Below are 17949 nucleotides of genomic sequence, written 5' to 3'. Positions count from 1 at the left end.
TCTCCTCCTGTCGTGGCGCCCTCAGCAGGCCACGTCGATGCCCCGGGCACGCAGGAACGGCGCCGGGTCGATCTGGTTCCACATCGCGCCCTGGTGCACCTCGAAGTGCAGGTGCGGGCCGGTGGAGTCGCCGGTGGAGCCCTCGTAGCCGATGACCTGACCGGCCTTGACCGTGTCGCCCACGGCGACGGCGAGCCGGCTCTGGTGGGCGTAGTGGGTCAGGTAGCCGTTGTGGTGGTCGATGAAGACCGAGATGCCGTAGCCGTCGCCCACGTCACCGGCCTTGACCACGGTGCCCGCCGCGGCGGCGTGGATCGGCGTGCCGGCCGGCATGGCGAAGTCGATGCCGGCGTGCTGGGTTCCCCAGCGGGGCCCGTAGCAGGACGTGATGTCGGCGCCCTTCATCGGGACGACCCAGGTGGGCTTCTTCGCCACAGTCGTCTTCTTGGGCTTCGGCTTGGGCTTCGCGGTCGCCGTCTTCTTCGGCGCCGGGGTGGTGGCGCTCGGGCTCGGCGACGGGCTGGCCGGTACGGCGGACGGGGTGACCGGCTCACGGTCCGAGCGGTCCGAGCGGTCGGCGCGGGCGGCGTCGTCGGCGCGGGCCGCTACGCCGAGGTCGACGGCGGCCGGGGTGGGGTCGGACGGGGCGGTGGTGACGACCACGCCACCGATGCCGAGGCCGAGCACTGCCACCGCACCGGTGACCACGTAAACGGTGCGCCGGGCGCGGCGCGGGAGCCGGTGCCGGGCGGGGGCGTTGTCCGGGGTGGGGCTGCTGTGCTGCACGGGATCCTTCATCGGTTTCGAGGGGCACGTGACCTCGAAATACTGGTGTCGGTGCAGGCCGCAGCGGGTATGGGGGTGCGGAGGCGGTGGTGCGTGACCGTCGCGGCGCGTCCGGTTCTCCACCGGCCGACCGGTTCGGCCGAAGAGACGATCTTCGGTGCGTGTGCTCCCGCTCACAGTCGTCGGTGTGACGTGGCAGACATCGGCACAGACGAAACCGCCCGGACCGTGCGGTCCGGGCGATTAAGAGGCGTTACGGAGCGTCAGGATGCGGCTGCGTCGCTGTAAACCGCCTCGACTTCGAGCTGAATGTCCACTCCGCGATCCCTGAGGAACGCCACCGGATCCTGCGGCTGGCCCTTGACATGGATCTCCAGGTGCAGGTGGGAGCCGTAGGAGTGGCCGGTGTTGCCGACCAGGCCGAGCTGGTCGCCGGCCTTCACCTCCTGGCCCTCCTTGACCGTCACCGCGGAGGAGTGGCCGTAGATGGCCTCGCTGCCGTCGGAGTGCTGGACGATGACGGCGTAGCCGTAGCCGCCGAACCAGCCGGCCTTGGTGACGGTGCCGGCGTGGACCGCCTTGTAGGGCGTGCCCTCCGGGGCGACCAGGTCGATGCCGGTGTGCAGCTTGCCCCAGCGCATGCCGTAGGGGGACTTGAAGTCGTAGCCGTGCAGTGGCAGGAGCCACGGGTCCTGCTCGACGGCCTTGCGGTCGGAGCGGTCGGAACGGGAGGGGACGTCCGCGCTGTCGGCACGGGCGGCGGCGTCCTGGCTGGCGACCGAGGCCTGCCGGAGCTCGTCGAGGACCGACGGGTTGACGCTCTTGGCGTCGGGGAGCGCGTTCGCGCCGATGGCGACGATGCCGGCGCCGACGAACGCGGTGGTGACCACCGCGGCGTAGCGGCTCCGCGGGGGGGTGGGTACGCGGCGGCGGCCGCGATAGCGATCGGGCTCAGACGACAGGCGCTGGCGCACGCACACCCTCCGTTGTCGGGGATCCGATGCGACTCCGGACCGTTCGGTGAAGCTCTGCCGAACCTCCGGTGTCGCGTCGTCACCCGTCCGTGGACCTGATGACAACCGTGGACACGTTAGCCAACAGCCACTCCTGTCACAAGCCGAAGCGCCGAAATGCTGATTCGTTATGTCCAATTCCATCCGGCCTTGTCATATCTCGTGCCGCCAGTCGGATGGCCCGTCGACTGCCCATTCGTCGCGGACAGTGACCGAACGGCGGAGGTGTCCGGCTTTCCGCGTACCCGGGAGGGCGGTAGGGGGTCGGCTCGTTTGTGGGAAGGTCCGGCCCCGCTTCCCGCCTCCGGTCCGGCCGGGTTACCGTTCGTTCAGGTCAGGAGTGCCGGTGAAAGGTGTGCGCAGATGAGCTCTCGTATCCGGGTCGTCGTCGCGAAGCCCGGCCTGGACGGCCACGACCGGGGAGCGAAGGTGGTCGCCCGTGCCCTGCGTGACGCCGGCATGGAGGTCATCTACACCGGCCTGCACCAGACGCCCGAGCAGATCGTCGAGACCGCCATCCAGGAGGACGCGGACGCGGTCGGCCTGTCGGTGCTCTCCGGCGCGCACATGACGCTGTTCAAGCGTGTCGTCGAACTGCTCACCGAGCGCGACGCCACCGACATCGTGGTGTTCGGCGGCGGTATCATCCCCGAGGCCGACATCCCGGAGCTGGAGCGGCTCGGCGTCGCGAAGATCTTCACCCCGGGTGCCACCACCGGGTCGATCGTCGAGTGGGTACGGGAGAACGTCGCCCAGCCGGTCGGCTGACCCGCCGCGTCGCCGGCCCTCGCTGTCCGGCCCCCCGAGCTCCCGGCTCCGGGCACGGGGGAGGGGCCGGACGCACCCCTCACACGCCCGGCCCCTCTATGCACGATGCCCCGCCGCCACCCCTCGACCGACAGGGCATCGGCCGCTCCCGTCGCCGCGCTAGACCAGCGCGCCGACATCACACTCAACGACGCCCCCGACGGGCGGTTACGCCCCGGTCCGGAGATCCCCCGGACGGCTGACGCCCGCGCGCGCCGGTGCGGGCCGTACCCGGGCCGGCCGGACGACGGCCTGTGCATTACCGCACACCCCGCACCCGCTCGGTTGCCGCCCGTTCCCATCTCGTTAGGCTGCGGCAAATGGCCTGTCTCATCTGATGACAGGCGTCAAACTGATTTTCCGAAGCTGGTGGCGGCGCGACGGCGCGCCGCGGAGACGGGACGGGACGCGCAATCGTGGACCTGTACGAGTACCAGGGGCGGGACCTGTTCGAGCGGCACGGCTTGCCCGTGCTCGCCGGCGGCGTCGCCACTACCCCGGAGGAGGCCCGCGCGATCGCCGAACGCCTCGGCGGCCGGGTGGTCGTCAAGGCGCAGGTGAAGGTCGGTGGCCGCGGCAAGGCCGGCGGCGTGAAGCTGGCCGAGGGCGCGGAGGAGACGGTGGCCCGGGCCACCGACATCCTCGGCATGGACATCAAGGGTCACACCGTCCACAAGGTCATGATCACCGTGACCGCGGACGTGGCCGAGGAGTACTACTTCTCGTACCTGCTCGACCGGGCGAACCGCACCTTCCTCTGCATCGCCAGCGTGGCCGGCGGCATGGACATCGAGCAGGTCGCGGCCGAGACCCCGGAGCGGGTCGTGAAGGCGCCGATCGACGCCAACACCGGCGTGGACGAGGCCAAGGCGCGCGAGATCGTCACCGCGGCCGGCTTCCCGGCCGAGATCGCCGACCAGGTGGTCGAGGTCGCGGTCAAGCTGTGGCAGGCGTTCGTGGCCGAGGACGCCACGCTCGTCGAGGTGAACCCGCTGGCCACCACCAAGGACGGCAAGCTGCTGCTCCTGGACGCCAAGGTCACCCTGGACGAGAACGCCGGGTTCCGGCACCCGGACCACGAGGCCCTGGTCGACCAGGCGTCGGTGGACCCGCTGGAGCAGGCCGCGAAGGCCAAGGACCTCAACTACGTCAAGCTCGACGGCGAGGTCGGCATCATCGGCAACGGCGCGGGTCTGGTCATGTCCACGCTCGACGTGGTCGCGTACGCGGGTGAGCGGCACGGCGGCGTCAAGCCGGCCAACTTCCTCGACATCGGCGGCGGCGCGAGCGCCGAGGTGATGGCGAACGGGCTGGAGATCGTCCTGTCCGACCCGTCGGTCAAGAGCGTCTTCGTCAACGTCTTCGGCGGCATCACCGCCTGCGACGCGGTCGCCAACGGCATCGTGCAGGCGCTGGCGCTGCTGGAGCAGCGCGGCGAGAAGGCCACCAAGCCGCTCGTCGTGCGCCTCGACGGCAACAACGCCGAGGCCGGCCGGGCGATCCTCGACGGCGCGGCCAACCCGCTGATCCAGCGGGTCGACACCATGGACGGCGCGGCCGAGCGGGCCGCCGAGCTGGCAGCTGCGGGGGTCTGACAATGGCTATCTGGCTGACCAAGGACTCCAAGGTCATCGTGCAGGGGATGACCGGTTCCGAGGGTTCCAAGCACACCCGGCGGATGCTCGCCGCCGGCACCAACGTGGTCGGTGGCGTGAACCCGCGCAAGGCCGGCACCACTGTCGACTTCGACGGCACCGAGCTGCCCGTCTTCGCCTCCGTCGCGGACGCGATGAAGTCCACCGGTGCCGACGTCACCGTCATCTTCGTGCCCCCGCAGTTCACCAAGGCCGCCGTGGTCGAGGCGATCGACGCCGGCATCGACCTGGCCGTGGTGATCACCGAGGGCGTGCCGGTGCACGACACCGCCGCGTTCTGGGCGTACAACAAGGCCAAGGGCGAGCGCACCCGGATCATCGGCCCGAACTGCCCGGGCATCGCCTCGCCGGGCGCGTCGAACGCCGGCATCATCCCGGCCGACATCACCGGCTCCGGCCGGATCGGCCTGGTCAGCAAGAGCGGCACGCTGACCTACCAGATGATGTACGAGCTGCGCGACATCGGGTTCTCCACCTGCGTCGGCATCGGCGGTGACCCGATCATCGGCACCACCCACATCGACGCCCTGGCCGCCTTCGAGGCGGACCCGGAGACCGACGCGATCGTCATGATCGGTGAGATCGGTGGCGACGCCGAGGAGCGGGCGGCCGAGTTCATCAAGGCCAACGTCACCAAGCCGGTGGTCGGCTACATCGCCGGCTTCACCGCCCCGCCCGGCAAGACCATGGGTCACGCCGGCGCGATCATCTCGGGCTCGGCGGGCACCGCCGACGCCAAGAAGGCGGCGCTGGAGGCGGTGGGCGTCAAGGTCGGCAAGACCCCGACCGAGACCGCCAACCTGATGCGGGAGCTCATGTCCGGCCGCTGAGCGGCCGAGCGACACGCCGAGGGGGCCGACCGGGCAACCGGTCGGCCCCCTCGCGCTCAGCGGTACCAGTACGGGTAGTACGAGTTGCCCCGGGCGCGCACGATGGCGCTGGCGACGATGTTGATCACACCGAACGCGATGCCCAGCCAGCCGAGCAACTGCGACCTGCCGTTGCGCCGGGCGTCGCGGATCGACAGCGCGCCGAAGACGATGCCCAGGATGCCGCAGCAGAACAGGCCGAAGACGATGCCGAGGACGCCCCAGAGCGTGGTCCGGTCCCGGCCGACGGCCGGTGGCGGCGGGGGCGGCGGATACGGAGCGTGCACGGCTTCCTCCGAGCGGTCGGCACCGCGACGGGAACGGTCGCGTCTGAGGCCGAGGCTAGACCGGATCACCGCCGCCGGGCCGGGGTTCGGCGAACTCGCCAGGCAACCGACCCGGTATCGGACTGCCGTCCTTCCCGCGGCGTGCCAGAGTAGACACGATGTCACGCGTCACCCCTGACCAGCCCCGCCGTCCGGCCACCGGTCCCCCTGCCGGTGCCCGGCCGCCCGGCCGTGCCCGCCCGGCCGCGCGCGTGCCCGCGCCCCGATCGGGTGCCGACGCCCGCAGCCGGGCTCCGCTGCCGGTCGCCGCCGGGGTGGCCGCGCTCTGGGCGGCGCTGACCTCCTGGCTGCCGGTCTCCGCCGTGCTGGGTCTCGCCCAGCTCAGCGAGGACGCCGGATCGCTCGGCGGCGCGCTGAGCGCCGGCCTGGCCGGGTGGCTGCTCGGGCACGGGGTGCCGCTGCAGACCGCCGCCGGCCCGCTCGGCCTGGCGCCGCTCGCGCTCAGCGCGCTCGCCGTCTGGCGGTTGACCCGCGCCGGGGTGCACGTCAGCCGGGCCGTCGGCGCGCGCGGCGCGGGCTCGCCGCGCCAGGCGCTCACCGTCGCGGTCGCCGTCGGCATCGCGTACGCGCTGCTCGGCGCACTCGCCGCGTTCGCCGTCGACGCCGGCGGCCTGCGGGTCTCCCCGGTCACCGCCGCGCTCACGTTCGCCGCGTTCGGCGTGTCCGCCGCGCTGGTCGGCGCGCTGCGCACCACAGGTGTCTGGGCGATGCTGGCCGAGCGCTGCCCACCGCCGGTGCGCGACGGTCTGCGTACCGGACTGGTGGCGGCGCTGCTGCTGTGCGGCGCGGGTGCCGGTGCGGCCGGGCTGGCGGTGGCGACCGGCGGCGGCGACGCGGCCGACATGATCGGGGCGTACCGGACCGGGGTGGCCGGTCAGGCGGGCATCACCCTGGTCAGCCTCGCCTACGCGCCGAACGCGACCGCCTGGTCGGCGAGCTATCTGCTCGGTCCCGGGTTCGCGGTCGGCACCGACACCGCCGTGCGGACGAGCGAGGTCTCCGTGGGTGCGCTGCCGGCCGTACCGCTGCTGGCCGGCCTGCCGCGTGGCCCGATGGACGGGCTGGGTGGCGCGCTGCTCGCAGTGCCGGTGCTGGCCGCGATGGCGGCCGGCTGGCTGCTGGCCCGGCGGCTGCTGCGCGCGGCGGCCGAGGAACGGGCCGAGGTGGGCTGGCCGGCGCTGCTGCTGCCGGCCGCGCTCGCCGGACCGGTCGCGGGCGCGCTGCTGGGGCTGTTCGCGGCGGCCTCCGGCGGGTCGCTCGGCGGTGGCCGGCTGGCCGAGGTCGGGCCGTCACCGTGGGCGGTGGCCGCGGTGGCCACGCTCGTGATCGGGGTGGGCGCGGTGCTCGGCGCCGCCGCCACCCGCACGCTGACCCGCACCCGCTGACGCGCACTCGTCGACCCGCACCCGCTGACGCGCCGCCGCCGGGGCCCGGACACGCGTCAGGGGCGCCCACCGGAAGGTGGACGCCCCTGGACGACGGACGATCAGGGCTGGGCGGGCAGGCTGACGTTGGCGACGATGCCCAGGATGATCAGGATGATGCCCAGGCCGGCGCCGATCGCGCCGCAGATCAGACCGGTCTTGGCCTGGCCGTCGTTGTTGGCTAGCCCCTGCGCGGCCTTCTGGCGGCCCAGGTAGCCGGTGACCGCCGCCGCGATACCCAGCGGGATGCCGAGGTAGAAGCAGCAGACCATCGGGATCGAGGCGATACCGAGGATCATGGACACGAGGCCCAGCGTGTTGTTCGGGGCCTGGCCCGCCCCGGCCGGGTAGCCGGCACCCGGGTACTGCGGCGCGGCACCGTACGGCTGCTGCTGCGCGTACGGGTCCTGGCCGTAGGCGGGCTGACCCGAGGTGGGCTGGCCGTACGGCTGGCCCGAGGTGGGCTGCTGGCCGTACTGCGGCTGCTGCCCGTACTGCGGCGGCTGGCCGTACTGCGGGGCCTGCGGCGGCTGGGCGTACGGGTCGTGCGGCTGCGCGTTCGGGTCCTGGTTCGGCTGCTGGCCGTACGGGTCCTGTCCGGGGTAACCGGGCTGCATGTCTGGGTGCTCCTCAGATCGGTTCGGGTTGTCCGTCAGTTTGTGCTGCTGCCGCCGACGAGACCAGCCAGGCCGCCGAAGAGGCAACACACCACGATGAGGCCGATCCAGACCAGGCCGACGATGAGGGCCCACTTGGACCACTTCTTGGACTCGGCCGCGGCGGCCTGAGCGCCGGCGTAGTCACCCTGCTGGATCAGCGGGTTGACCTTCGACGCGTTGATGATGGCCGGGATCGCGAGCGGCCAGAACAGGAAGATCGCGACGATGGACATCGTCATGTTGTTGTCGATCTGCTGCGGCTGCTGCGGGGGGTATCCGGGCTGCATGGAGGTACTCCTCGGTCCGACGGCACGCGGCGTGCCGGATTCTTCGTGGGGGTGCGGGCCGGGCGCGAGGCCGGACACCGGGCGACCGGCAGCGTACCGCGATCACGCCACCCGGGAGGTCAACCGTTGAGCCGCCGCCCCGCGGCCGGGCCGCCTGACCTGCCCGATAGGGTTGCCCGGTGACCGAGCCCGCGTCCGTCGCCCGCCTCGTCGTCCTCGTCTCCGGCTCCGGCAGCAACCTCCAGGCGCTGCTGGACGCCACCGCCGACCCCGGGTACGGCGCCCGGGTGGTCGCGGTCGGCGCCGACCGGGACGGGATCGCCGGCCTGGACCGGGCCGCCGCCGCGGGCGTGCCGTCCTTCGTCGAGCGCGTCAAGGACCACCCCACCCGCGCCGACTGGGACAAGGCGCTCACCGCGCGTGTCGCCGAGCACCGGCCCGACCTGGTCATCAGCGCCGGGTTCCTCAAGCTGGTCGGCCCGGAGTTCCTGGCCGCGTTCGGCGACCGCTACCTCAACACGCACAACACGCTGCTGCCGGCGTTCCCCGGCATCCACGGCCCCCGCGACGCGCTGGCGTACGGCGTGAAGGTCACCGGGGCCACCCTGTTCTTCGTCGACGCGGGCATGGACACCGGCCCGATCGTGGCCCAGGTCGCCGTGCCGGTGCAGGACGACGACGACGAGGACACGCTCACCGAGCGCATCAAGTCCGCCGAGCGGCGCCAGCTCGTCGAGCAGGTCGGCCGCCTGGTCCGTGAAGGTTGGACGATCACCGGCAGAAAGGTCACCATCCCGTGAACGCCACTGAGGACGCCGGCCGCCGCCCGATCCGGCGCGCGCTTGTCAGCGTCTACGACAAGACCGGCCTCGCCGAGCTGGCCCGCGCCCTGCACGAGGCCGGCGTGGAGATCGTGTCGACCGGCAGCACCGCGTCGACGATCTCCGGCGCCGGGGTGCCGGTGACGCCGGTCGAGCAGGTCACCGGCTTCCCGGAGATCCTCGACGGGCGGGTCAAGACGCTGCACCCGAAGATCCACGGCGGCCTCCTCGCCGACCTGCGCAAGGACGCGCACACCGCGCAGCTCGACGAGCACGGCATCGCCGGCATCGACCTGCTGGTCTCCAACCTGTACCCGTTCCAGGCCACCGTCGCCTCCGGCGCCGGCACCGACGAGTGCGTCGAGCAGATCGACATCGGCGGCCCGGCGATGGTGCGGGCCGCGGCGAAGAACCACGCCTCGGTGGCGGTGGTGACCGACCCGGCCGCGTACCCGGCGGTGGTGGCGGCGCTCGCCGAGGGCGGCTTCACGCCGGCCCGGCGCCGCGCGCTGGCGGCCCGTGCGTTCGCCGACATCGCCGACTACGACGTCGCGGTGGCCGACTGGTTCGCCACCACCGTGTCGCCGGCCGAGGACGGCTGGCCGGAGTTCGCCGGGCTGGCGCTGCGCCGCCAGGCGGTGCTGCGGTACGGCGAGAACCCGCACCAGGCGGCGGCGCTCTACACCGACCCGGGCGCACCGGCCGGGCTGGCCCAGGCCGAGCAGCTGCACGGCAAGGAGATGTCCTACAACAACTACGTCGACGCGGACGCCGCCTGGCGGGCCGCCAACGACTTCCCGGACCAGCCGGCGGTGGCGATCATCAAGCACGCCAACCCGTGCGGCATCGCCGTCGGCGCGGACGTGGCCGAGGCGCACCGCAAGGCGCACGCCTGCGACCCGGTCTCCGCGTTCGGCGGCGTGATCGCGGTGAACCGGCCGGTCGACGCGGCGATGGCCGGCCAGGTCGCGGAGATCTTCACCGAGGTGCTGGTGGCGCCCGGCTTCGACGAGGACGCACTGGAGCTGCTGCGGGCGAAGAAGAACCTCCGCCTGCTGCGGGCGCCCGAGTTCGCCGTACGGCCCGCCGAGTGGCGGCAGGTCAGCGGTGGCGTGCTGGTGCAGACGCGGGACGCCGTCGACGCGCCAGGCGACGACCCGTCCGGCTGGACGCTCGCGACCGGCGACCCGGCCGACGAGGCGACACTGCGCGACCTGGCGTTCGCCTGGCGGGCGGTCCGCGCGGTCAAGAGCAACGCGATCCTGCTGGCCCGTGACGGCGCCACCGTCGGTGTCGGCATGGGACAGGTGAACCGGGTGGACTCGGCACGGCTGGCGGTCAGCCGGGCCGGAGACGAGCGGGCCCGCGGCTCGGTCTGCGCCTCCGACGCGTTCTTCCCGTTCGCCGACGGCCCGCAGATCCTCCTCGACGCCGGGGTGCGGGCGATCGTCCAGCCCGGCGGATCGATCCGGGACGAGGAGACCATCGCGGCCTGCAAGGCGGCCGGCGTGACCATGTACCTCACCGGCACCCGGCACTTCTTCCACTGACGAGTCCAGCCTCCGGGTGCGTCGGTCGTCCGCACGACTGACGCACCCGGACGCCGGGCCGTTGCCCGCCGCGGGAGGCGGTTGCTAGCGTGTGCGCGGCGACGATCGAGCGTCTCCGCTGTCTGTGAGCCCGGCAGGTGTGCCATGCGCGTTCGCGACCGGTTGACCGCCGTCGTCGTCACGCTGGCGTTCGTCCTGGCCGGACTGGGAGCGGCAGCCGCACCCGCCGTCACCGCACCGGCCGTCGCCCCGATCGTCGAAGCGCTCGCCGCCGCGCCGGCCGCTCCCGACGTCGCACCACCCGTCGGAGCGCTCGCCGCCGCGCCGGCCGCCGCCTCGGCGAGCGGAACGAGCCCGGCCGCGCCGCGTGCCGCGTACCCCGGAATCTCCTGGTCGGAGCTTGCCGCCGGGCCGTGGCACGACCACGGCGGCGGTCTCGGCTACGCCGACGGACCGGACGACCTGGCCCCGGCCGCGCTCCCGCGCGTGGCCGGTCCGGCGGTGCCGGAGCCCGTCGTGCCAGCGCCCCGGCCGCGTGTCGTGCCGCTGCCGCCGCGCGGCCCGCTCGCCGCGCGTGCCCCGCCGGCCGCCTGAGCCGCACCGAACCCGCAGCCCGCACCGGGACGCGCGCTCGCGCCGCACCGGACACCGCCGCGTCGACCCGGCGGTCTCCGCCGCGAGCTGCCGTCCACCGGTACGGCGGCGCGCCTCACGCCGCCGGGCCGCCTCGGGTTCGTCCCCGGGCCCGCCGTCCGCACGCGTGCCCGCATCGGAGGCCCCGCCCCCTCTTCCTCCGGGGGACGGGGCCTTCGTCGTCACGCCTCGGTGCGTACCTCGGCGAAGTGGCAGGCGCTGGGGTGCGGATCCGCCGCGCGCGGTACCGCCTGCGGGTCCTGCGTCGCGCAGACCTCCTCGGCCTTCCAGCAGCGGGTCCGGAAGTGGCAGCCGGACGGCGGCTCGGCCGGACTCGGCACGTCGCCGGTGAGCCGGATGATGGTCCGCCGGTCGCGGGCCTCCGGGTCGGGCACCGGCACCGCCGACAGCAGCGCCTGGGTGTACGGGTGGGTCGCGCGCTGGTAGATCTGCTCCTCGGTGCCGATCTCCACGATCCGGCCCAGGTACATCACCGCGACCCGGTCGGAGATGTGCCGCACCACCGACAGGTCGTGGGCGATGAAGATGTACGACAGCCCCAGCTCGTTCTGGAGCTGCTCCAGCAGGTTGATCACCTGGGCCTGGATGGAGACGTCCAGGGCCGACACCGGCTCGTCGCAGACGATGATCTCGGGCCGCAGCGCGAGCGCCCGGGCGATGCCGATGCGCTGCCGCTGACCGCCGGAGAACTGGTGCGGGTAGCGGTTGACGTGCTCCGGGTTGAGCCCGACCACGTCCAGCAGCTCCTGCACCCGCTGCCGCCGGCTGCGCTTCGGTGCCGCCTCCGGGTGGATCTCGAACGGCTCGCCGATGATGTCGCCGACAGTCATGCGCGGGTTCAGCGAGGTGTACGGGTCCTGCATCACCATCTGCATGTTCCGCCGCAGCCGGCGCAGGTCGGCACCGCCGGCCCGAAGCAGGTCGCGCCCCTCCAGCGTGACCCGCCCGGCGGTCGGCGTCTCCAGGCGCATGAGCAGCCGGGCCAGCGTGGACTTGCCGCACCCGGACTCGCCGACCACACCTAGTGTCTCACCGCGCCGCAGCTCGAACGAGACGCCGTCCACGGCCTTGACCTGGCCGATTGTCTTCTTGAACAGCACGCCCTGGCTGATCGGGAAGTGTTTGACCAACTGGTCGACGGCGAGGATCGTCTCGCCGCGCACCTTGGCGGGTTCAGCCGTCGCGGTCATCGTGCACCTCCTGGGCGAAGTGGCACGCGCTGGTCCGCCCGTCGCCGAGCACCAGGTCGTGCGGCACCTCGTCCACACAGACCGGCTGGACGTACGGGCACCGGGGGTGGAACGGGCAGCCGGACGGGATCGCCATCAGGTTCGGCGGCAGCCCGCGGATGCTGGACAGCGCCTGGCCGCGCACGTCCAGGCGCGGGATCGACTCCAGCAACCCCTTGGTGTACGGGTGGGCCGGCGCCCGGTACAGCGCGTGCACGTCGGCGTGCTCGACGATGCGGCCCGCGTACATGACCGCGATCCGGTCCGCCACACCGGCGACCACGCCCAGGTCGTGGGTGATCAGGACGAGCGCCATGCCGAGATCCCGGCGCAGGTCGGCCAGGAGGTCCATGATCTGCGCCTGCACCGTGACGTCCAGCGCGGTGGTCGGCTCGTCGGCGATCAGCACCTTCGGGTCCAGCGCCAGCGCCATCGCGATCATGACGCGTTGCCGCATGCCGCCGGAGAACTGGTGCGGGTAGTCGCCGAGCCGCTTCGCCGCGGCCGGGATCCGGACCAGGTCCATCAGTTCGACGGTGCGCCTGCGCGCGTCGGCCCGCGACATCCCGGCCCGCTCGCGCAGCGACTCGCCGATCTGCCAGCCGACCGGGAAGACCGGGTTCAACGCCGACAGCGCGTCCTGGAAGATCATCGCGATCTCGGCGCCGCGGATCTGCCGGCGTTCCTCCTCCGGCCGGGTGAGCAGATCCCGCCCCTGGTAGAGGATCTGCCCGGCGCGCACGTACGCGGGCGGGGTGTCCAGGATGCCCATGATCGCCTGGGCGGTGACGGACTTGCCGGAGCCGGACTCGCCCAGCACCGCGAGCGTCTCACCGGCGTCCAGGTGGTACGTCACCCCGTTGATCACGCGGGCCACGCCCTCCCGGGTACGGAACTCGACGTGCAGATCCCGTACCTCCAGCAGGTGCCCGCCGGGCGGGGTGGGTGAGGCCGGCGTGGGCCGGACCGACGACTGGGTCATGGGTTGTCACCGCAGCTTCGGGTCGAAGGCGTCGCGGATCGCGTCGCCGAGCATGATGAAGGCGAGCACGGTCAGGGCGAGGAACGTCGACGGCACGATCAGCGGCGTCGCCGACTCCCGCATGTGCACGCGACCGGCGTCGATGTCGATGCCCCAGGAGATGGTCGGCGCCTTCAGGCCGATGCCGAGGAAGCTCAGCGTCGCCTCGGCCGCGATGAACGACCCGAGCGCGATGGTGAGCACCACGATGGCCGGGGCGAGCGCGTTCGGCAGGATGTGCCGCCACATGATCCGGCCGTTGCCGGCCCCGAGCATCCGGGCGGCCGCCACGTAGTCCTGCTCCCGGGCGGTGATCACCGAGGAGCGGACCACCCGGGCCGCGGTGGTCCACCCGAGTAGCGCCAGGACGAGGATCACCGCGAACAGGCGTACCGTCTCGCCGCTCGTGCTCACCCGCTTGAGCAGCACGATCGCGGCGAGCAGCAGCGGGATGCCGAGCACGATGTCGATCACCCGGGACAGCACCGCGTCGACCCACCCGCCGAAGTAGCCGGCGAGCATGCCGACGACGAGCGCGATCACACCGGTGATCAGCGCGGAGAACGCGCCCACGAGCAGCGAGGCACGGGCGCCGTAGACCGCGCGGGCGAACGTGTCGCAGCCCTGGAAGTCGTACCCGAAGATGGCCCCGCCGGACGGCCCGGCGTGCTGCCGCGACAGCACGCAGTCGCGCGGGTCGTTGGCGGCGAACAGTCCCGGCGCCACGGCCATCGCGGCGACCAGCACCACCAGGAGCAGGCTGATCCAGAAGACCGGATTGCGGCGCAGATCCCGCCACGCGTCCCCGGCCAGGCTGCGGGCCCGGTCCGGCCGCCCGGCCCGCCCGGGCGTGCCCGGTTCGCCTGACACGCCGCGCCGCGCGGCCTGGTTCTCGGTCGCCGCCACCGTCTCGAAGTCACTCATAGCGGATCCTCGGGTCGAGTACGGCGTAGAGCACGTCCACCACCAGGTTGGACAGCAGGTAGACCACGACGAGCACGCTGACGATGCCGACGACGAGCGGGCCGTCCTCGGTGCGGATGCCGCGGAACAGGTTGAAGCCGACGCCCGGGACGTTGAACACGCCCTCGGTGATGATCGCGCCGCCCATCAGGTTGCCCAGCTCGACGCCGAGGAAGGTGACCACCGGGATGAGCGAGTTGCGCAGCACGTGCACGCCGACGATGCGGCGTCGCCGCAGGCCCTTGGAGCGGGCGGTGCGGACGTAGTCGGCGCGCAGGTTCTCGGTCACCGAGGTACGGGTCAGCCGCAGCGCGGTGGCCAGCGACAACGAGCCGAGCACGATGCCGGGGAGCAGCAGCGCGTAGAAGGAGGGCTGCGCTCCGGCGGTGGGCGGGAAGATCGGCCAGCGTACGCCGAGGAAGTACTGCGCCAGCGGGGCCAGCACGATGGTGGGGATGCCGAGCACCAGCAGCGTGAGCACGAGCGTGGCGTGGTCGAACACGCCGGAGCGGCGGATCGCCGCGATCACGCCGGCGGTGACCCCGAAGATCACCGTCACGGCCATCGCGATCACGGCGAGCTTCACGGTGACCGGCCAGGCGGCGGCGAGGATGTCGCTGATCTGCCGCCCGGTCAGCGACTGCCCGAGGTCACCCTGGACCAGGCCGCCCAGGTAGTCGAAGTAGCGGTAGAAGAAGCCGCCGACACCCGTCGCGTCCAGGTGGTACTTCTCGGTCAGGTAGGCCCGCTGCGCGGCGGTCACCGGCCGCTCCCCGGCGAGGGCCTGGATCGGGTCGCCCTGCCCGGCGAACATCAGCGCGTAGACGATCAGCGTGGTCCCGAAGAAGGCGAGGACCATCTGGAGCAGTCGCCGCAGGATGAAGCGGAGCATGCTGGCAAGTCTGCCGAAACCGAGCTAAATGCGTGCCAATGCGAGGGCCGGGCCACCCGGTGGGGGTGGCCCGGCCCGTCAGCGGGGTGTCAGGCGCGTTCGATCTTCAGCAGGTCCACCCGGTCGAAGAGGTCCACGTGGACGTTCTTGACCTTGGTCGAGTGGCCGAAGTTGTTCTGCCCGTACCGCAGCGGGATCACCGGCATGTCCTGCGCGAGCAGGTCCTCCGCCGCCTGGTACTTCTTGATCGCCTCGTCCTCGGTCGCCGCGCGGGCGCCCTCGGCGAGCAGCTTGTCGAACTCCGGGTTGCTGTAGCCGTAGTAGTTCGACGAGCCGGTGGTGCTGTACAGCGGGCCGAGGTAGTTCTCCATGGACGGGTAGTCCATGACCCAGCCCATCCGGAACAGGCCGACCGGCTGCTTCTGCTTGAGCTTGGTCAGCAGGTCCGCGAACTTCGGCTCGGCGGTGCCCACGCACTCCACGCCCAGGTTGGCCTTGAGCTGGTTGCAGGTGGCGTCGATCCAGTCCTTGTGGCCGCCGTCGCCGTTGTAGGACAGCTCGATCTTCTTCGGGCCGCCCGCGGCCTCGTACATGGCCTTGGCCTTGACCGGGTCGAACGCGCCCGCCGTGCCGATGGTGTTCTCCCGGTAACCGGCGACCACCGGCGAGACGAACGAGCGGGCCGGCTGCTGCGAGTCCTTGAAGATCGACTTGGTGATCTCGTCCCGGTCGATCGCCATCGAGATGGCCTTGCGCACCTCGGGCTTGCTGAACTCCTCCTGGAACGTCGGGAAGGCCAGCACCTGCAGCGACGAGGCCGGGCTCTGCTGGAAGCGGTCGCCCAGGTCGGTCGCGGCGGTCGACAGGTTCTCGGTCGGGATCGTCTTGATCACGTCGAGGTTGTCCGACAGCACGTCCGCGTACGCCGCGGTCGGCTGCTGGTAGATGCGGAACTCGACGCCGCCGACCTTGGGCTGCTGGCCCGGGAACGCGTCGTAGCGCTCCACCTCGACCTTGGCGTCGTGCTGCCAGCTGCCCTTCATCTTGAACGGGCCCTGGCCGATCGGCGCCTGCTCGTAGCCCTCGGCGAGCACGCCCGGGGCGGAGAAGGCCGCCTTGGGCAGCGGGTAGAAGGCGGTGTAGCCGAGCATCGACTTGAAGTCCACGTACGGCTGGCTGAGCGTCACGGTGAAGGTCAGGTCGTCGACCTTCTTCAGGCCGCTGAGCGTCGTCGCCTTCGGGTTCTCGCCCTGGAGGTCGTCGTAGCCGGCCACCTTCTCGAAGAAGTAGCTGGAGTTCTGGCCGTTCGGCGCGTACGCACCGTAGTTCCAGGCGTCGATGTAGTTGTCGGCGGTGACCTTCTCGCCGTTGTGGAACGTGTAGCCGGGCTTCAGCTTGATCGTCCAGACCTTGTTGTCGGACGTCGTGACCGAGTCGGCTGCCACCTCGTGCGGCTTGTTCGCCTCGTCGTAGTCGACGAGCGGGCTGAACAGGGCCGACAGGACCTGGGAGCCGCTCGTCTCGTTGGTGTTTGTCGGCACGAGGTGCTGCGGCTCGGCGATCTCGATCCGCACGGCCGCGTCGGAGTCGCCGGCACCGCCGCCGCCACCGCCCGAGCCGCAGGCCGTCAGGCCCAGCGTCACCGCGAGCGGGAGCGCGGCCCAGGCCGCGAGCCTACGAACACGCATGGAGTCTCCTCATCTCCTCACGCTGCGCGGTCGTCCCGACGTTGGGTGACACTGCGCAACGAGCGGTAACGGTAGGTCGCGATCCGGCCCGTCGACAACCGATGCGCGGTCAACTGATGACGGATCGTGTTCGGCGAGCCTTGCCGCTGCTGTCCGCGCGTGCTAAACCCCGCCCCAACCTGGCCTTTTATTCGCCCCTGGTGGTCCGTTCGAGGCCCGGTCGAGTGCGTCCGCGACGTCCGGCCCGCCTGTCCGGTCCCTGCCCATCCGGGCGCGTCAGGGCCTCCGTGTCACGGTGACTGGTCACTCTCCGTGAGTTAAGGCACGTTGCGGAGCGTGATCGTCGACCGTCGTCGTCCGGGCCCGCCCGCGGGCGTGAGACGATCACGACGTGACGGCGACGATCCTGGACGGCAAGGCCACCGCGGCGGAGATCAAGGACGAGCTACGGGCCCGGGTCAAGGCGCTCGCGGAACGCGGCATCACCCCCGGCCTCGGCACCGTGCTGGTGGGGGAGGATCCCGGCTCCCAGGCGTACGTCAACGGCAAGCACCGCGACTGCGCCGAGGTCGGCATCGCCTCGCTGCGGGTCACGCTGCCCGCGGACGCCACCCAGGAGCAGCTCGACGCGGCGCTGGCCGAGCTGAACGCCGACCCGGCCTGCCACGGCTACATCGTCCAGCTCCCGCTCCCCGGGCACCTCGACACCCAGCGCGCGCTGGAGTCGATCGACCCGGACAAGGACGCCGACGGGCTGCACCCGGTCAACCTGGGCCGGCTCGTCCTCGGGTACGACGCGCCGCTGCCCTGCACCCCGCGCGGCATCGTGGAGTTGCTGCGCCGGCACGACGTGCCGCTGCGCGGCGCGAACGTGGCCGTCGTCGGCCGGGGCAACACGGTCGGCCGCCCGCTGGGCCTGCTGCTGACCCGGCGCAGCGAGAACGCCACCGTGACGCTCTGCCACACCGGCACGCTCGACCTGGCCGCGCACACCCGCGCCGCCGACGTCGTGATCGTCGCCGCCGGTGTGCCCGGGCTGCTCACCGCCGACATGATCAACCCGGGCGCGACGGTGGTGGACGTCGGGATCACGCGGGTCATCGGCGAGGACGGCAAGGGCCGCTACACCGGCGACGTGGACCCGGAAGTCGCCGAGGTCGCCGGGAAGCTGGTGCCGATGCCCGGCGGCGTCGGTCCGATGACCCGGGCGATGCTGCTGACGAACGTGGTCGAACGGGCCGAGCGGACCGCCTGACACCCACCCAGGTCATAACCGTCCGCCCC

General features: G+C 72.2%; 18 protein-coding genes. 8 read left to right on the top strand and 10 right to left on the bottom strand.

The genetic code is table 11. The features are described from left to right. Positions 1-21: 21 nt before the first annotated feature. Both NMK34_RS26515 and NMK34_RS26510 read right to left on the bottom strand, forming a co-directional pair. Complete coding sequence (locus tag NMK34_RS26515) at positions 22-798, bottom strand: M23 family metallopeptidase (protein WP_318335653.1); 777 nt, start codon at positions 796-798, stop codon at positions 22-24. Positions 799-1049: 251 nt separating this feature from the next. Next, complete coding sequence (locus NMK34_RS26510; protein WP_318335652.1) at positions 1050-1760, bottom strand: M23 family metallopeptidase; 711 nt, start codon at positions 1758-1760, stop codon at positions 1050-1052. Between the two features lie 402 nt (positions 1761-2162). Here NMK34_RS26510 and NMK34_RS26505 point away from each other — a divergent pair, with 402 nt between their 5' ends. The 3 genes from NMK34_RS26505 (at position 2163) to sucD (ending at position 5091) form a co-directional block, all read left to right on the top strand. Further along, entirely contained in the window at positions 2163-2567 is a 405-nt protein-coding gene (locus tag NMK34_RS26505) for a cobalamin B12-binding domain-containing protein (protein WP_013288515.1), read from the top strand. A gap of 455 nt (positions 2568-3022) precedes the next feature. Then, positions 3023-4201 (top strand): ADP-forming succinate--CoA ligase subunit beta, encoded by a 1179-nt coding sequence (gene sucC, locus NMK34_RS26500; protein ID WP_013288514.1) that lies wholly within the window; start codon positions 3023-3025, stop codon positions 4199-4201. 2 nt (positions 4202-4203) lie between these two features. Further along, positions 4204-5091 (top strand): succinate--CoA ligase subunit alpha, encoded by an 888-nt coding sequence (gene sucD, locus NMK34_RS26495; protein WP_194801350.1) that lies wholly within the window; start codon positions 4204-4206, stop codon positions 5089-5091. Positions 5092-5147: 56 nt separating this feature from the next. On the opposite strand, the gene NMK34_RS26490 is transcribed toward sucD, so the two are convergent. Continuing rightward, positions 5148-5417 carry a DUF4190 domain-containing protein gene (locus tag NMK34_RS26490; RefSeq protein ID WP_135241993.1) on the bottom strand — a complete coding sequence of 90 codons (270 nt, stop codon included), beginning with the start codon at positions 5415-5417 and terminating at the stop codon, positions 5148-5150. 158 nt (positions 5418-5575) lie between these two features. On the opposite strand from NMK34_RS26490, the gene NMK34_RS26485 reads away from it, so the two are divergent. Continuing rightward, positions 5576-6862 carry a DUF6350 family protein gene (locus NMK34_RS26485; protein ID WP_318335651.1) on the top strand — a complete coding sequence of 429 codons (1287 nt, stop codon included), beginning with the start codon at positions 5576-5578 and terminating at the stop codon, positions 6860-6862. A gap of 101 nt (positions 6863-6963) precedes the next feature. Here the strand turns inward: NMK34_RS26485 and NMK34_RS26480 are convergent, their stop codons facing one another. Further along, positions 6964-7518, bottom strand: coding sequence for a DUF4190 domain-containing protein (locus tag NMK34_RS26480; RefSeq protein ID WP_318335650.1), 555 nt, complete (start codon positions 7516-7518; stop codon positions 6964-6966). A 35-nt stretch (positions 7519-7553) separates the two neighbouring features. Beyond that, positions 7554-7847 carry a CD225/dispanin family protein gene (locus NMK34_RS26475; RefSeq protein WP_194801347.1) on the bottom strand — a complete coding sequence of 98 codons (294 nt, stop codon included), beginning with the start codon at positions 7845-7847 and terminating at the stop codon, positions 7554-7556. A 179-nt stretch (positions 7848-8026) separates the two neighbouring features. Here NMK34_RS26475 and purN point away from each other — a divergent pair, with 179 nt between their 5' ends. From purN to NMK34_RS26460, 3 genes are all read left to right on the top strand, one after another. Beyond that, positions 8027-8647, top strand: coding sequence for a phosphoribosylglycinamide formyltransferase (gene purN / locus NMK34_RS26470; RefSeq protein ID WP_135241989.1), 621 nt, complete (start codon positions 8027-8029; stop codon positions 8645-8647). Next, positions 8644-10218, top strand: a complete 1575-nt coding sequence (gene purH, locus NMK34_RS26465; protein ID WP_318335649.1) for a bifunctional phosphoribosylaminoimidazolecarboxamide formyltransferase/IMP cyclohydrolase — start codon at positions 8644-8646, stop codon at positions 10216-10218. The genes purN and purH overlap by 4 nt, the downstream gene beginning before the upstream one ends. 144 nt (positions 10219-10362) lie before the next feature. After that, entirely contained in the window at positions 10363-10812 is a 450-nt protein-coding gene (locus NMK34_RS26460; protein ID WP_318335648.1) for a hypothetical protein, read from the top strand. Positions 10813-11033: 221 nt separating this feature from the next. Here the strand turns inward: NMK34_RS26460 and NMK34_RS26455 are convergent, their stop codons facing one another. The 5 genes from NMK34_RS26455 to NMK34_RS26435 form a co-directional block, all read right to left on the bottom strand. Then, positions 11034-12062, bottom strand: coding sequence for a dipeptide ABC transporter ATP-binding protein (locus tag NMK34_RS26455; RefSeq protein ID WP_318335647.1), 1029 nt, complete (start codon positions 12060-12062; stop codon positions 11034-11036). After that, positions 12046-13083 carry an ABC transporter ATP-binding protein gene (locus NMK34_RS26450; RefSeq protein WP_318335646.1) on the bottom strand — a complete coding sequence of 346 codons (1038 nt, stop codon included), beginning with the start codon at positions 13081-13083 and terminating at the stop codon, positions 12046-12048. Before NMK34_RS26450 ends, NMK34_RS26455 begins: the two co-directional genes overlap by 17 nt. A gap of 6 nt (positions 13084-13089) precedes the next feature. Next, positions 13090-14046 (bottom strand): ABC transporter permease, encoded by a 957-nt coding sequence (locus NMK34_RS26445; protein WP_030269431.1) that lies wholly within the window; start codon positions 14044-14046, stop codon positions 13090-13092. Then, positions 14039-14977, bottom strand: a complete 939-nt coding sequence (locus tag NMK34_RS26440) for an ABC transporter permease (protein WP_135241983.1) — start codon at positions 14975-14977, stop codon at positions 14039-14041. Before NMK34_RS26440 ends, NMK34_RS26445 begins: the two co-directional genes overlap by 8 nt. A gap of 89 nt (positions 14978-15066) precedes the next feature. Beyond that, positions 15067-16665, bottom strand: a complete 1599-nt coding sequence (locus NMK34_RS26435; RefSeq protein WP_318335645.1) for an ABC transporter substrate-binding protein — start codon at positions 16663-16665, stop codon at positions 15067-15069. Positions 16666-17056: 391 nt separating this feature from the next. On the opposite strand from NMK34_RS26435, the gene NMK34_RS26430 reads away from it, so the two are divergent. Continuing rightward, on the top strand, positions 17057-17920 hold the full coding sequence (locus tag NMK34_RS26430; RefSeq protein WP_318335644.1) for a bifunctional methylenetetrahydrofolate dehydrogenase/methenyltetrahydrofolate cyclohydrolase: 864 nt from the start codon (positions 17057-17059) through the stop codon (positions 17918-17920). Positions 17921-17949: the final 29 nt, after the last annotated feature.

It is taken from the genome of Micromonospora sp. BRA006-A (assembly GCF_033433935.1).
Taxonomy (GTDB): domain Bacteria; phylum Actinomycetota; class Actinomycetes; order Mycobacteriales; family Micromonosporaceae; genus Micromonospora; species Micromonospora aurantiaca.
The sequence above is the reverse complement of the archived record's forward strand: the minus strand, read 5'-3'. Positions and strand labels throughout refer to the sequence as shown.